Origin of the sequence: Nonomuraea jiangxiensis, from assembly GCF_900099965.1 — a bacterium.
Lineage (GTDB): Bacteria > Actinomycetota > Actinomycetes > Streptosporangiales > Streptosporangiaceae > Nonomuraea > Nonomuraea jiangxiensis.
This window is the reverse complement of record NZ_FNDJ01000007.1, coordinates 269,995-284,106: the sequence shown is the minus strand read 5'-3', so window position 1 is coordinate 284,106 and position 14,112 is coordinate 269,995. Positions and strand designations below refer to the sequence as shown.

The window sequence follows — 14,112 nt, the reverse complement described above, 5'->3', positions numbered from 1 at the left end:
AGCCCTCCTCCGTGAATGATCGTGTAACCACCGCCCGAGTGATCTATCTGGGCGGTCTCGGCCGCAGCGGCACCACCCTGCTGGAAAGGCTCCTCGGCGAGGTTCCCGGCGTGGTGGCGCTCGGGGAGGTGACCCACCTCTGGGAGAGGGGGGTCATCTCGGAGGAGCCCTGCGGATGCGGCGTGGCGTTCCCCTCCTGCGCCTTCTGGCGCCGGATCGGGGAGCGCGCGTTCGGCGGATGGACCCGGCCCCTGGCCGAGCGGATCCTGACGCTGCGGCGCCGCGTCGACCGCACCCGCAGGATCGCCCGGATCGCCCATCCCGACCTGGCCGAATACGCGCAGGCCCACCGCCGCCTGTACGAGGCCGTGGACGCCCGGGTGGTGATCGACTCCAGCAAGCACGCGTCGCTGGCCTGCTGCCTGCTGGAGAGCGGGATGGACCTGCGGATCGTGCACGTGGTCAGGGACCCGCGCGCGGTCGCCCACTCCTGGGGCAGGACCGTGCGCCGGCCCGAGGACGGGCAGCCCATGACACGCTGGGGCCCGGCCCGTACGGCGGTCCACTGGACCGCCCAGAACGCCGCCATCGAGCTGCTTTCCGACCGGGGCGGGCAGGTGACCAGGGTCCGCTACGAGGACCTCGTCGCCGCCCCGGGGCCCACGCTTCTGGAGCTGGCCAGGACGCTCGGGCTGGAGGTGCCGGAGCTGCCGTTCGTCGACGGGCGCACGGTGTGGCTGGGCCGCTCCCACACCGCCTCCGGCAATCCGATGCGATTCCGTGTGGGATGGGTGGAGCTGCGCCGGGACGACTCGTGGCGGTCGGGGCTGCCCGGGCGGGACCGGCGGGTGGTGGACGCCCTCACGTGGCCGCTCAGGGCCAGATACGGCTACTCGGGGGCGGTGGCGTGACCCGGTCCGTCGGCGTCGTCGTACCCACCCGTGGCGACCGCCCCGCCCAGCTTCGCGAGGCGGTGGCGGCGGTGCTGGCCCAGGACTACCCGGGCAGGCTCTCCGCGGTCGTGGTGGTGGACACGCCGCCCGCGGCCGCCCCCATTGTCGAGCAGGTGGCCGAGCAGGTGGCCGGGGTCGTCATCGGGGCCCGCCACACGGTTCGTGTCCTGCCCAACACGCTCACCGCCGGGCTCCCCGGGGCGCGCAACACCGGCATCGCCGCCTGCGACACCGATCTCGTCGCCTTCTGCGACGACGACGACGTCTGGCTGCCGGGCAAACTCTCCGCGCAGGTGCGGGCGTTGGAGGGCGGCGGCGAGTTCGCCAGTTGCGGCATCGAGGTGGAGTACGGGTGCCGCCGCGTGCCGAGGCTCGCCGGGGTCTCGGCCGTGACCGTGGAGGACCTGGTCCGTTCCCGGATGGTGATGGTGCACTCCTCGACGTTCGTGTTCGAGCGCGGCGGGTTGTGGGCCGACGAGAGCGCGCCCGCCGGCCAGAACGAGGACTGGGACTTGGCCCTGCGCGCCGCCCGGCGCCGCCCCATCGTGCACGTCGACCGGCCGCTCGTCCGGGTCCGGTGGGGCGGGTCCCACTATGTCACCCGATGGGCGGATCGTATTGCCGGGCTCGGGTGGATGCTCGACCGGCACCCGGAACTGGCCGTGGACCGACGCGGCGCGGCGCGGGTCTACGGCCAGCTGGCCTTCGGCCACGCGGCACTCGGGCACCGGCGCGAGGCCGCCCGCTGGGCCGCCCGCGCGCTCAGGGCCCGCTTCGCCGAACCGCGCGCCCCGATCGCCCTGGCGGTCGCCGCCGGGCTGATCTCCGCACCCACGGTGCTCTCGGCCCTGCACAACCGGGGGCACGGCATTTGACCCCACCCGATGTGACAACGGTGTCCGCCTCCCCTCCCGGAGCGGTGGGGGTCGCTGACATAGTGGACGGGTCCGCGCCCGCAGCGGCCGAGCTCGCACCGGTCGCTGCGGAAGCGTGGGTCGCCCCGCTGTCCGGATGGCCCGCCCCCGCCCGGCGGGTTTGGGTGGGCGGCGTGGGCGTCGACGCGCTCACCGAGGCCGAGGCCGTCCAGCGGGTGGCCGCAGAGCTGGCGGCGGGCCGGGGCGGGCGCATCGTCACCCCGAACGTCGACATCTGCCGGGCCGCCGCCACCGACCCCGCGCTCAGAGAGCTCGTGTGCGCCGCCGACCTCGTGGTGGCCGACGGGATGCCGCTGGTGTGGGCGGCCAGGCTGCTCGGCACCCCCCTGCCCGGCCGGGTCACGGGGGCCGATCTCCTCTGGTCGCTCAGCGAGCTGGCCGCCCGGCGCGGCTGGCCCGTCTACCTGCTCGGCGGCCCCCCGGGCGTGGCGCTCAAGGCCGCCGACCGGCTCACCGCCCGCCACCCACGGCTGCGGGTGTGCGGCGTGCACGCGCCGCCCTACGGCTTCGACGCCACCCGGGAGGGGATCGAGCGCGTCCGGGCGAGGGTGGTCGCGGCGCGGCCGAAGCTGGTGTTCGCCGGGCTCGGGTTCCCCCGGCAGGACCGGCTGGTGGCCGGGCTGCGGGACGAGCTGCCGGGCACGTGGTTCCTCGGCTGCGGGGCGGCGCTCGGCTTCGCGGCGGGCGCCGTCCCCAGGGCGCCGGAGTGGCTGCGCGGGGCCGGGCTGGAATGGCTCTTCCGGCTGGCCACCGAGCCGAGGCGGCTGGCGCGGCGCTATCTGCTGGACGATCTGCCGTTCGCGGCCCGCCTGCTGGGCGGCTGCCTGGCCGCACGGCTCGGCCGGCCGGAGTCAGGCGGTGAGGGCGCGGACGCGGGTGACCTCGGCCGGGGTCAGACCGTGGGTGGCGTGGTCCAGGGCACGGCGGGAGTCCATGCGGCGGTAGGCCGTGCGGGACAGGCCGGACCAGGTGAAGCCCGTCCTCGCCGCGACGAGGGCTGAGCCCGGCGGGTCCGTGCAGGCCAGGGTGATGCGGCGTTCGGCGGCCGGCGTCCAGGGGAGGCCGGCGTAGGCGTACAGGCGCTGGAAGCCGGGGAGGGGGTCGGCGGCCAGAGACTCGTACGAGGTGAGCAGGATGCCGGGGGTGCGGGCCAGGATCGCGCGGGTCGCCCGCCACAGGGCGGCGGCCTTGGCCACGTGGTCCTGGGAGCCGACGAGGGCCCGCAGCTCCAGCAGCTCCGGATGGTCGCGCACCAGCAGCGGCTGCTCCAGCAGCTCGTGGAAGTAGACCGTCCAGCCCAGCCGCCGCCAGCTCGCCACGAACGACACCGGGTCGCGTACCAGCGCGATCACCCGGCACCCCAGCCGCGCGGCGAACCAGCCCGCGCTCAGCACCGCGAACGGGTCGTCCAGCAGGGCGCGCCGCCCCGCCAGCCGGCCGAGGGCGAAGGCGGTGCCGTAGCGGAGGAGACGGGCCAGGTCGTACGGGGAGTGGTTGGCGCGCAGCTCGGCGAGCCAGCGGTAACGCAGCGCCACCGTGTCCCGGAAGGCGGGCAGCCAGGAGGTGGCGTTGTCGTCGCAGATGTACTGGAATCTGTGGGTCACCGGGACTTTGAGCACTCCGGGGCAGCGACCGGGCGGGTGCTCGGGGTTGAGGGGTTCGTTGACGTAGACCAGGTCGCCACCGGCGGCCAGCATCCGGCCGGTCCAGCTCGTGCCGCTGCGCGGCAGCCCGGTCACCAGCACGGGGACCCGCTCCTCGCTCATGCCGCCGCCCGCAGGCGCAGGGCCGTTAGGGTGTGGCGGCCGAACGGGTGCAGGCGATAGCGGCGGTGCAACTGCCACAGGGGGAGCAGGTTCTTCACGACCACGCCGCCCGACCAGCCGATGACCGCCCCGAGCGCCCCGTAGGCGGGGATCAGGGTCACGTCCAGGACCAGGGTGCAGGCCACGGCGGCCAGCAGGTTGAGCAGGCTCATGCCGGTGTGCCCGGCCGCCGTCAGCACGACGTCCACCATCCCGCAGGCGGTGGCCACCATCATCGTCCCGGCCAGTACGAGCGCCACCGGCGCCGCGGAGCCGTACGAGGGGCCGAACACCCGCAGCACCACGGGCGCCAGCGCGGCGTAGGCCAGCCACACCGGCCACGTCAGCAGCACCAGCCAGAGCGTGGCGGTCTGGTACAGCTCCCTGGCCAGCCCCGCCTCCCCGCAGGCCAGCGCCCTGACCAGCCGAGCCTGTACGGCCTGCGCCAGCCCCTGGTTGGCCAGCTGCCCCACCACCTTGAACCGGGTGGCGGCCGTGTAGACGGCGGCCTGCGCCGGCCCGGCGAGCAGCGCGACGATCACGATGTCCACCCGCTGGAACACCGCCTGGACCGCCCCCGCGACCGACCGGGGAGCGGTGTACCGCCACAGATCCCGCGCCGTCCCCGGCAGGTAACGCCCGCGCGGCACCCGCCCGTGCAGCGCAGCCGCCGCCAGCACCGGCACCACCGCGTACGGCGCCGCCCACGCGAACGCCAGCCACCCGACGACCCCGGCACCCGACACCTCGCCGCGCGCCGCCGCCCAGGCCACCATGGCGACCAGTGCGAGCTGGCACCCGGGCACCGCCATCCCGTCCAGCAGCACGGTGGGCCGCACGGTCCCGAACCCCCGCGTGGCCGCCAGCAGGACGTCCCCCACCACGATGACCGGCAGCGCCACGGCCAGCGGCCCCAGCCGGGGATACAGCACCGCTCCGGCGGCGCAGGCCACCACCGCGCACGGCACCACGGCCGCCCGGATATATCCGGAAATGCCGATGTACCCATACGTCCTCGCCCGCGCGATGAAGTACACGAGCCCGTTCCCCGCGTCCAGCTTCGCGACCCCCGCCACCATCAGCGCCAGCGCGGTCGCGGTGAAGAACGCCCCGGCGTCCGCGGGAGGGAACGCCCTGGTCACGACCACCACCAGCGCGAACTGCAGCCCCGCGCCGGCCACCGCCCCGCTGACCCCGGCGACCCCCTTGCGCCCCAGCACGCCGGTCACCGCCGCCACGAGGGCTCACCATCCAGCCACCGCGTCAGCCGCGCGTCGTAGGACTCGAAGTGGTTCCTGAGCGCCCGCTCCAGCCCCTGGGGCATCGGCCGCGGCAGGGCCCGGCGGTTGTGCCGCTCGAACTCCGGATAGCCCAGATGGGGCACCCCCAGGAACTCCAGCACCCGGTCATAGACCGGCTCCGGCTCGGCGAAGAACCGGTGGCTGTCCAGCACCAGGATGCGCTCCCGGCCGATCAGCGGCTCCAGCCGGTCGAGCTGGTCGGCGTACCGGCCGCGTGCCAGGTAACCGTGATGGCGGTGCGAGTGGTGCAGGGCGTGGGGCTCCGCGCGCAACAGCTCCTCAGCCCCGGCCAGCCGCCGCGCCTCCAGCTCCACCGCGTACTCGAAGTGGGACTCCGTCTCGAAGCCCCTGGCCAGCTCGTGGGCGTGGGCGGAGCAGGCGCGCGCCACCGGGTCCCGGACCAGCACGATCAGCTTCACCCCCGGCAGGTCGGCCGCGATCCGCTCCCCGGCCAGTGGATGGAACAGGTAGTAGGGGGCGGACTCGAAGGCGAGCGCCCCGGTGCCGTACCTGTGGGCGAGCAGTGCCGCGCTCGCCCGCAGCGGGAAGTGGGCCTGATACCAGGGCAGCCCGTGCGCGTAGCCGACGTCGAAGTAGTGCACCCCCTTGTGCAGCAACGGTTTGAGCAGCAGCGGGTGCTGGGCCAGCGCCCGGTAGAGCGAGGTGGTGCCGCACCGCTGCGCCCCCGCGATCAGGAAGGACGGCAGCAACCGCGCCCGGGCGGACAGCCGTCCCATCGTCCGCGACGCCGACAGCAGCGTCCGTTTGGCCGTTCTCACGTGAGCGACTCCTCGTGGTCGGCGACCGGGTTGAGCCAGGACTCCGGCGGTCCGAGCGGCTCGTGGCCGTCGGCGGCGTGCCGGTCGGCCAGCGCGATCAGGTAGCGCAGCGCGGTCTGCCTGGCCGCCGCCCCGGACACGCCCAGCGGCGCGAGCTCCCGGATGGCCTGAGCCAGGCACGCCCGCGCCGCCAGCGGCGGGTCCATCCGCCGCAGCGCCCGCTGGAAGAAGTGGTGTACGGCGTCGAAGCCGTAGGGGACGCCGACCTCGTACCGCTCCCAGTCCCACACCAGCACCCGGCCGTCGCGGGACGGGCACATGTTCCACGGGGCGAGGTCACCGTGCCAGGCGGGGCTTGACCCACCGGTGCCCGCGATCTCCTTGATCGCCTCGACGAGCAGCGGGCGCGGCACCCGGCGGCGGCGTACCGGCAGCGGCGACAGGGCCAGCACCGCGAGCCCCCGCCAGGACCCGTGGTGCAGCACCCGGGGCACGACCACCGTCTCCAGCGGCAGGCCGGCCAGCCTGCGCAGGGCCGCCGCCTCCGCGGTGATCAGGTCGCGGGCGCGCGGGCTGTCGCCGATCTTCACGAAGGCCAGCCGCCGCCCGCCGGACCGGGCCTCCAGAATGGGCTTCCGGTTGGCCCGCAACGCCGGCCGTACGTGGACGACGGTCTCGACCGGGCGCTGGAACACCTCGCTCAGATGCGCCGCGATCGACCCCTCGACCGGCACCACGACCCCGGGCCAGGGATGCCACCAGCGCCGCGGCGCCAGCCGCCGGGGCACGGCCGCGTGCGGCAGCACCGTGTACGCCCGGGGCGAGCCCGACCCCGGATACAGCAGCCGTACGGTCTCCGCGAGATATCCGAGCCGGACGGCGGCGTCGTTCATGGGTCACTCCGAAGGCAGGTGTCACTCCGCGGCGAGTTCCGCCACAGCAGGGCGAACGAGATGAGATAGAGGCTGAGCGGCGTGACCAGCCCGTCGTAGACGAACATGTAGAGCAGGACGAGCCCCATCACCAGCACCCCGGCCAGCCCCACCGGGCTGCGGTCCCGCCAGTGGCGGCGGATCGCCCCCAGGAAGAACGCCACGTAGAGCGCCGCCCCGGTGAACCCCTGCGTGATGATCAGCAGCCAGAGTTGCCCGTCGCTGCCCAGCGGCGGATGCCCGCACCCCTCGCACCACTGGGTCCTGCCCGTGGTGATCGTGCGGTGGTTGCCCAGGGCGTTGCGGGTGTTGCCGTAGCCGATGACCGGCGAGTGGGTCGCCGCCGCGAGGGTGGCCGTCACGGTGAAGGCCCTGATGTCGTTGGAGTGCGGTTTGTCCAGCCGCTGTGTGACCAGGGAGGCCAGCGGGCTGAGCGCGAACGCCAGCGCCCCCACCGCCACCGCCCCGCACAACACGACCCTGGTCCGCCCGCCCACCCGGACGATCAGGTAGAGCACGGCCAGGCCGAGGCCGATCCACAGGCCGCGGTTGAGCGAGTAGACGACGGGGATCGCGGCCAGCGCGAGGGAGACGGCCACGAAGACCTTCTGCCGCCGCCCGCCGTACACCCACCAGCCGACCACGAACCAGACCACCAGCACCGACACGTTGCTGCCCCACGCGTTCGCCCACTCGAACGGCGCCTCCGGCCTCGGCAGGGAGAAGCCGAGCACCTTCTGGGTCTGGGCGGCGGTGGGGTGGATGAGGTTCTGTACGAACGAGTTGCCCGCCAGCCAGTCGGGCAGCAGCAGCTCCACCGGTGAGGTGAAGGCGAAGCCCGGGAAGAACACGCCGAGCAGCCCGCCGGCGACCGTGGTGACGAACAGCACCCCCAGCATCCGGACGAGCCGGAGCTGCGGCAGCTCGCGTTCGGTCAGGTTGCCCAGGTAGAGCACCATGACCAGGACGGCCACGTAGAGCGCCAGCCGCATGACGTAGCCGATCATCCGGCCGGGCCCGAGGTCGCCGTACGTGCCGGGCGGCGACTCGCCCAGCATCAGCGCGCTCACCAGATAGCCGGCCAGCAGCAGCGCCCACAGCCCGAGCCCGCGCGGCACCCTGACAGGCCTGCGCCGCCACAGCACCACCGCCATCGGCACCGCGAGCACGATCACCGACAGGCCGCCGAATCCGAGCGCCCACCAGAGCGGATAGCCGACCAGCAGCGCCCCGATGGGCCACGCGGGACCTCTCACGTCGGATTGCGGGGCCGCCGGCGGCGGTGCAGCGCGTGCATGGGCGTGGTCTCGGCGGACACGCTCACCTCCAGCTCGCCGGTCGCGACGAGCTTGCCGAGCGAGGTGTGCGGCTCCATCAGCGGTACGAACGAGGGCACCGCGTCGGTCGCCGTCACCACGCCGACGACCGGCACGTCGTGCTGGGCCAGCCCGCGCGCGGCGGTGGCGACCTCGGTCGAGGTGACCCGGCCCAGCCCCACGAGCAGCAGCGCGGCGTCCGCCCTGGCCAGATCGCGTACGTCGGAGCCGTCGAGCACCGACAGCGGCGCGCTGACGGACAGCGGCTCGGCCAGCGACGACGCGTACAGGTCGGAGGGCAGCGCCTTGACCAGCAGCCGCCGCCGGACGGTGGCCCCCTCGCAGGCGGCGACCACGGCGCAGGCCAGGTCGTGCAGCACGCCCGGCCCGCGCGGGCCCGACAGGTCGGCCAGCACCCGCAGGCCGGTCAGCCGCTCGACGTCGGCGGCCGTGCGCAGCCGCCGGTCGAGCCGGTCGCGGGCGTAGGCGGCGGCCGAGCCGGCGAGCAGCCCGGTCATCAGCCCGGTGCCGAGGTAGAGCGGCAGGCTGGGCGAGCTGGGCCCGGTGGGCGGGGTGGCCTGGCTGATGATCGTGCCGGGGGTGACCGCGACCGTCCGCAGCGCGTCGTACTTCAGCGCGAGGGTGGCGGCCTGCCGGTTGAGCACACCCTGGCGCTGGGTGGCGATGGTGTGCTCGGCGCTGCCCCTGGGCAGTCCGCCCAGCTGCTTGATCACCAGGTCGATCGCCGCGTTGACCTGCCTGAGCTTGGCCAGCACGGCCTGCTGCTGCTCGGCCATCGCGGTCAGCGTCGACTCGCGGCGGTTGGCCAGGTAGGCCTCCGCGTACGCGCGGGATCGGGCCGCCGCGCCGGCCGGTTCGGCGGCCGTCACCGAGATCCACAACACCGACGAGTTGGGCGGCACCGAGACCTCGGCGGGCTCGGGCGCGCCGCCTCCGAGCGCCTTGGCCGCCCGCGCCGCGACCACGGCCGAGCGCGCGATCTGGGCCTCGGTGTCGAGGTTGAGCGGCTCGCGCTGGCGGGCGGTCACCTGGTTGCCCGGCTCCTGCCCGCCGACCGGCATGACGAGCACCTGGGTGGTCGCGGTGTAGGCGGGCGGCGTCAGGCGCATCAGCGCCAGCCCCGCCGTGCCGCCGAACACGACGCAGCCCAGGAGGACCAGCCACCGTCTGCGCAGCAGGGCGAGGTGCTCGTCCAGGTCCGTGCCGGAGCTCATGGGGGAGTTCTCCTGGATTCGTCACGTGCCGGGGTGCTCGCTCACTATAGGGCGGCCGGTCAATTCGCTGGGGCAATACACAAGATTTTTTCAGTACAGCCGGAAAAGCGTCTCGCCTTAAAGCGAAATATCAGGAAATTCTGGCGGTCTGGAGCCGTCATGAGCTGGGGAGACTCCCACACTGGCTGAAGTTCCAGGAATCACATGGCAAGGTTCAGGTTTGATAGGCGGGGGTCATTCGACGAGGGGGTTGGAAGGCTTTGCAGCTACGGGGAATTTCACATTCCGCTACGAATACCGCTTTCATCACGGTGATGATCGCGCTGCTGTCCGCCTGCTCCGGCGCGGCGGATTCCCACGCCCGCCCGGCGGCGGTGGTGGCCTCGGGAACGGCCCCGCGAGCGGCCCCCGGGACGCTCCCCGGCGCGGCCACCGGCGCGGCCACGATGCCGACTCCGGAGGCGGCCAAGGCCGCGGGGCCGGCGACGATGGCGGGCACGTCCGCGTGCACGGCCACCACGCGGCTCATCCCGTCCTGCGGCGCCTGGTGGGGCATCGCGCCCGAGGTCTTCACCGGGCTGCCGGTGGACCAGGCGCTGCACGGGGCGGAGTCGCGCATGGGCGCCCCCGCCGACGTCCTGCACGTCTACCACCGGGGCAGCGAGCTGTTCCCCACCGGAGCCGAGATCAGGCTGGCCCGCGACCCGGCCAGGCCGCGGTTGCTCATGATCAACTGGAAGCCGTCGTTCGACCACACCTGGGCGGAGATCGCCGACGGGGCCCTCGACGCACGGATCACCCGGCTGGCCGGGCACCTCCGGCGTACCTTTCCCGAGCGGTTCTTCCTCACCATCCATCACGAGCCGGAGAACGACGTGGACGACTCGGCCGGCTCGGGCATGCGGGCCACCGACTACGCGGCCATGTTCCGGCACGTGGTGCTCCGGCTGCGGGCGGAGGGGGTGAGGAACGCGGTCATGGTCATGACGTACATGGGGGCGCCCAACTGGGCGGCCAAGCGCTGGTTCGAGGACCTCTACCCGGGCGACGACGTGGTCGACTGGGTGGCCATGGACCCCTACGCCGACGACCAGGTGCGCGACTTCGACGGGCTGGTCAACAAGCGGCGCAAGGAATATCCGGACTGGCCGGGGTTCTACCGGTGGATGCAGGCGCGCTTCCCCGGCAAGCCGGTCATGGTGGCCGAGTGGGGGGTGTTCGAGCGGCACGACGATCCCGCGTTCAAGCGGGCGTTCTTCGAGTCGGTGCGCCGGCAGATCAAGCGCTATCCGCAGATCAAGGCGCTGCTCTACTTCGACTCGCCGCAGGCGCCGCGCGGTGACACGAGCTTCGACACGGGCGGCGGGGCCGGGCGGGCGTTCACCGAGCTCGCGACAGATCCGTACTTTCGCTCGACGCGCGTGCCGCGGCCCTGACCTTGAGGCGCCACCCCGCGATCGTGACCGCCGAGGCGGCGGCGAGCGCCCAGACGGTGACCGTGTCGCTCACGTCGAGCAGCTTGAGCGCCGAGGCCAGCAGGACGATCGCCAGCAGGGCCCTGATCAGGCCGCCGGGGGCCCGGGAGGAGATGCGGGCGCCGAGGTAGACGCCCGGGATCGAGCCGATGAGCAGCGACAGCGTGAGGTGCAGTTGGAAGTCGCCGAACAGCAGGTGGCCGAGGGCGGCCGCGGTGACCAGCGGCACGGCCTGCACCAGGTCCGTGCCGACGAGCTGGTTGGCCTTGAGCGCGGGATAGAGCACGAGCAGGGCCACGATGATCAGGGAGCCGGAGCCGACGGAGGAGATGCCGACGACCAATCCGCCTACCATACCGACCAGTAGGGTGGGGATGGGTCGCACGACGATCTCGTGCGCGTTCGCCGTGCCGCCCCGCGCGCCGAGCAGGCTCTTGACCGCCATGCCGGCGACGGCCAGCAGGAGCGCCACCCCCAGCGCGTAGGAGACCGCGTCGCCGACCGCGAACGCCCGCGCCAGGAACACCCCGCAGAAGGCGGCCGGCACCGAGCCCGCGCACAACCAGCCCACCAGGCGCAGGTTGACCGTGCCCCGGCGCAGGTGGACCACGCTGCCGACGGGCTTCATCACGGCCGAGGCGACCAGGTCGCTGGAGACGGCGGCCAGCGGCGGGACGTTGAAGAACAACATCATCATCGGCGTCATGAGCGCCCCGCCGCCCATCCCGGTCAGCCCGACGACCACCGCGACGACGAAGGATCCGCCGATCAGTGCCCAGTCCGCGGTCATTTCACCGGACCCAGCCTCCCGAGCGCAGTGTCTCCAGGACCTGGGAGACGGCGGCCTCGATGGTGATGTGCGTGGTGTCGATCACGAGGTCGGCGTCGTCCGGCTCCTCGTAGGGGTCGGAGATGCCGGTGAACTCCGGGATGAGGCCGGCGCGGGCCTTGGCGTACAGGCCCTTGCGGTCGCGCCGCTCGCACTCCTCCAGCGGCGTCGCGACGTGCACGAGCAGGAAGTCGGCTCCGACGGACTCGACCATCTCGCGCACCTCCGCGCGGGTGGCCGCGTACGGGGCGATGGGCGCGCAGATGGCCAGGCCGCCGTGCCGGGCCGTCTCGGCGGCGACGAAGCCGATGCGGCGGATGTTCAGGTCGCGGTCGGCCTTGGAGAAGGTCAGGCCCTTGGACAGCAACCGGCGCACCACGTCGCCGTCGAGGTAGGTCACCGTGCGGCTGCCCAGCTCCAGCAGGGCGTCGCGGAGGCCGCGGGCGATCGTGGACTTGCCGGATCCGGACAGGCCGGTGAAGAAGACCACCAGGCCGCGGCGGTGCGGCGGGCCGGGAATGCTCACCGGCTCGGGACCGGCCAGGTGCTCGGTGGCGCCGTAGGCGGCCGCGACGTGCTCGCGCAGCTCCAGGTCGATCTCGGGCTCCGCGCGCGGCGCCAGGGGCACGGAGACGACGAGCGTGCCGGCGGGCAACCGCTCCTGGGCGCGCAGCGCGGCGCGTACGACGGCGGGGCCGGCCTCGCCGTATGAGAGGGCGAGCAGCACGATCACCGCGTCGAGCTCCTTGGCGGTGGCGACGATCTCGGAGAGGTCGTCGAGCGGCCCGCGCATGGTGACGACCAGCGCCGCGCGCCCGCCGAGCTCGTCCCGCACCTCGGCAGGCGTGCGCCGCAGCCGCGCGAACGGCCCGTGCTCGGGCGTGCCGAGGCCCTTGATCCGCCCCGAGGTCAGCCCGTCGGGCTCCTGGGCGCTCACCGTGAGCGCCGCCAGCGGCAGGCCCTCAGGGTCGAGCAGCGTGACCTCGTCGCCGGGCGCGACCTCGGCGTCCAGGTGGAGGGTGACGGGCGCCGGCCACGGGGTGCCGTCGGCCAGCCTGCCGCGCTCGTGCACCGCGTGCAGGTCGTCGTGGCCGAGGAACCCCGTCAGCGGCTCGAACGCGCCGGACAGCAGCAGCTCGAGATCGGCCAGCTCGCGCGGCTCGGGGGTCCACTCCACGTTTCCTAGTCCCAACTATTCCGATTAAATTGGTAGGAAAGGAGTCTACCGACTGATGCCGGTGTGTCGCTAGATGACCCTGGCGAAGTGGTGCTGAGGCTTCCTGATCACCATGGTGATCTCGTCGTGAGAGGCAGGGTAGCGGCCGTAGGTCAGCTTGGCGATGGCGGTGACCGCCGCGGCGCCGAGCCGGCCCGCGCGGGCCGGGCCGCTGGTGTTGCGGACGTCGTCGGTGATCAGCAGCCCCCGGCTGAGGCAGAACGCGTGCATGCCGTCGCTCGACGTCAGCCGCTCGTACACGGTGGGCAGCGGCCCCGGCCGCTCGGCGCCGACGAGGGGCCGCCACAGCAGGCGGCGCAGCCACGACGGCGTGGCGCGGTCGAGCAGGCCGTAGGCCGACCCCCGGTCGCGCATGCGCAGCAGCACCAGGCCGCCGGGGCGCAGGGACTGCAGCAGCCGGTCGAGCACCAGCTCGGCGTGGCGGATGCGCTCCAGCAGGAACGAGAGCTGGATCACGTCGTAGGACCTGGGCTTCAGCGGCACGCTGCGCAGGTCGCCCAGCGACCACGAGACCAGGTCGCCCCGCTCCTCCAGCACGCTCCGGATCACCGGGTGATCCTCGTCGGCCCCCATCGACCTCGTCTCGACGTGCTCCAGCACCAGCGGCTCGCGGTGCGCGCAGCCGGCCACCAGCACGTCGAGGCGCCGGCCCAGCTGCTCCGCGCAGTGCTCGCGGATCCTTTGATCGAAGAGATCGCCTTTTCGGGCGACCGTTCGCACCTCAGACATGTGACCTACAGTAATCAGTCGAACGCTATGAGTAAGGCATTTCCCTGCTACCGTCCTGCCCGTGAGTGACCGGGTGTACACCGGCAACGCCGGTATTGACGCCGCGGGAGACCGGGGCTGGCTCCTCGGGCACTTCAAACCCCCAGGAGATCCGCGGCACAGCGAGGACGTCGAGGTCAAGTGGGGTGTGCACCCGCCGGGCGACGAGCGGGCCGAGTGGGTCAGGGGCGAGTCACGCACGGCGCTGCTCGTGCTGATCAGCGGCCGCTTCCGGGTCGAGCTGCCGGGCCGCAGCGTGCTGCTGGCCGAGCCGGGCGACTACGTGGTGTGGGGCGAGGGCGTCGACCACTCGTGGCGGGCGGAGGAGCACTCGACGGTGCTCACCGTCCGCTGGCCGTCCGTGCCGGGCTACAAGGTGCCCGATCGGTAGGGGCCGGTCAGCGCGAGGCCGGGCCGTCGGCGAGGCGTCCGGTCCACGATGAGCCTGGTCGGCGGCTCGGGCGAGCGGAGGCGGCGAGTACCCTTGGGAGAGACCCCCGCGACCTGACCCGGCCGGGGGTAGTCGTGTTGCCGCATCTGGGGCTGT

Annotated in this window: 13 protein-coding genes and 1 pseudogene; 5 read left to right on the top strand and 9 right to left on the bottom strand. The window is 73.4% G+C overall.

Annotated features, from left to right (window positions below; genetic code table 11):
- Positions 1–11 precede the first annotated feature (11 nt).
- The 3 genes and pseudogenes from BLS95_RS17800 to BLS95_RS59035 form a co-directional block, all read left to right on the top strand.
- Positions 12–911 carry a sulfotransferase gene (locus tag BLS95_RS17800; RefSeq protein WP_245765116.1) on the top strand — a complete coding sequence of 300 codons (900 nt, stop codon included), beginning with the start codon at positions 12–14 and terminating at the stop codon, positions 909–911.
- Entirely contained in the window at positions 908–1,828 is a 921-nt protein-coding gene (locus BLS95_RS17795; protein ID WP_090932778.1) for a glycosyltransferase family 2 protein, read from the top strand. Before BLS95_RS17800 ends, BLS95_RS17795 begins: the two co-directional genes overlap by 4 nt.
- A gap of 11 nt (positions 1,829–1,839) precedes the next feature.
- A pseudogene (locus tag BLS95_RS59035) lies at positions 1,840–2,664 on the top strand (WecB/TagA/CpsF family glycosyltransferase); the annotation flags it as partial.
- Between the two features lie 75 nt (positions 2,665–2,739).
- Here the strand turns inward: BLS95_RS59035 and BLS95_RS17785 are convergent.
- From BLS95_RS17785 to BLS95_RS17760, 6 genes are read right to left on the bottom strand one after another with little or no spacing between them, the layout of a single operon-like run.
- The gene (locus BLS95_RS17785; protein WP_090932534.1) at positions 2,740–3,654 is read right to left on the bottom strand and encodes a sulfotransferase; all 915 of its coding nucleotides are present in this window, start codon (positions 3,652–3,654) and stop codon (positions 2,740–2,742) included.
- Positions 3,651–4,931, bottom strand: coding sequence for a lipopolysaccharide biosynthesis protein (locus BLS95_RS17780; protein WP_090932533.1), 1,281 nt, complete (start codon positions 4,929–4,931; stop codon positions 3,651–3,653). The genes BLS95_RS17785 and BLS95_RS17780 overlap by 4 nt, the downstream gene beginning before the upstream one ends.
- Positions 4,919–5,773 (bottom strand): sulfotransferase domain-containing protein, encoded by an 855-nt coding sequence (locus tag BLS95_RS17775; protein ID WP_245765115.1) that lies wholly within the window; start codon positions 5,771–5,773, stop codon positions 4,919–4,921. The genes BLS95_RS17780 and BLS95_RS17775 overlap by 13 nt, the downstream gene beginning before the upstream one ends.
- Positions 5,770–6,666 carry a hypothetical protein gene (locus BLS95_RS17770; RefSeq protein ID WP_090932531.1) on the bottom strand — a complete coding sequence of 299 codons (897 nt, stop codon included), beginning with the start codon at positions 6,664–6,666 and terminating at the stop codon, positions 5,770–5,772. The genes BLS95_RS17775 and BLS95_RS17770 overlap by 4 nt, the downstream gene beginning before the upstream one ends.
- Entirely contained in the window at positions 6,663–7,961 is a 1,299-nt protein-coding gene (locus BLS95_RS17765; protein WP_090932529.1) for a hypothetical protein, read from the bottom strand. The genes BLS95_RS17770 and BLS95_RS17765 overlap by 4 nt, the downstream gene beginning before the upstream one ends.
- The gene (locus tag BLS95_RS17760; RefSeq protein WP_090932527.1) at positions 7,958–9,256 is read right to left on the bottom strand and encodes a Wzz/FepE/Etk N-terminal domain-containing protein; all 1,299 of its coding nucleotides are present in this window, start codon (positions 9,254–9,256) and stop codon (positions 7,958–7,960) included. The genes BLS95_RS17765 and BLS95_RS17760 overlap by 4 nt, the downstream gene beginning before the upstream one ends.
- 314 nt (positions 9,257–9,570) lie before the next feature.
- On the opposite strand from BLS95_RS17760, the gene BLS95_RS17755 reads away from it, so the two are divergent.
- Positions 9,571–10,692, top strand: a complete 1,122-nt coding sequence (locus BLS95_RS17755) for a glycoside hydrolase family 26 protein (RefSeq protein ID WP_245765114.1) — start codon at positions 9,571–9,573, stop codon at positions 10,690–10,692.
- Here the strand turns inward: BLS95_RS17755 and BLS95_RS17750 are convergent.
- The 3 genes from BLS95_RS17750 to BLS95_RS17740 are packed head-to-tail and all read right to left on the bottom strand — an operon-like array spanning position 10,637 to position 13,526.
- Positions 10,637–11,521: a sulfite exporter TauE/SafE family protein gene (locus tag BLS95_RS17750; RefSeq protein WP_090932525.1), complete on the bottom strand. Its 885-nt coding sequence runs from the start codon at positions 11,519–11,521 to the stop codon at positions 10,637–10,639. The genes BLS95_RS17755 and BLS95_RS17750 overlap by 56 nt on opposite strands.
- A gap of 1 nt (position 11,522) precedes the next feature.
- Positions 11,523–12,752: an adenylyl-sulfate kinase gene (gene cysC, locus BLS95_RS17745; RefSeq protein WP_245765113.1), complete on the bottom strand. Its 1,230-nt coding sequence runs from the start codon at positions 12,750–12,752 to the stop codon at positions 11,523–11,525.
- 54 nt (positions 12,753–12,806) lie between these two features.
- Positions 12,807–13,526: a class I SAM-dependent methyltransferase gene (locus tag BLS95_RS17740; RefSeq protein WP_090932522.1), complete on the bottom strand. Its 720-nt coding sequence runs from the start codon at positions 13,524–13,526 to the stop codon at positions 12,807–12,809.
- A 61-nt stretch (positions 13,527–13,587) separates the two neighbouring features.
- Here BLS95_RS17740 and BLS95_RS17735 point away from each other — a divergent pair, with 61 nt between their 5' ends.
- Entirely contained in the window at positions 13,588–13,956 is a 369-nt protein-coding gene (locus tag BLS95_RS17735) for a cupin domain-containing protein (protein WP_090932520.1), read from the top strand.
- Positions 13,957–14,112: the final 156 nt, after the last annotated feature.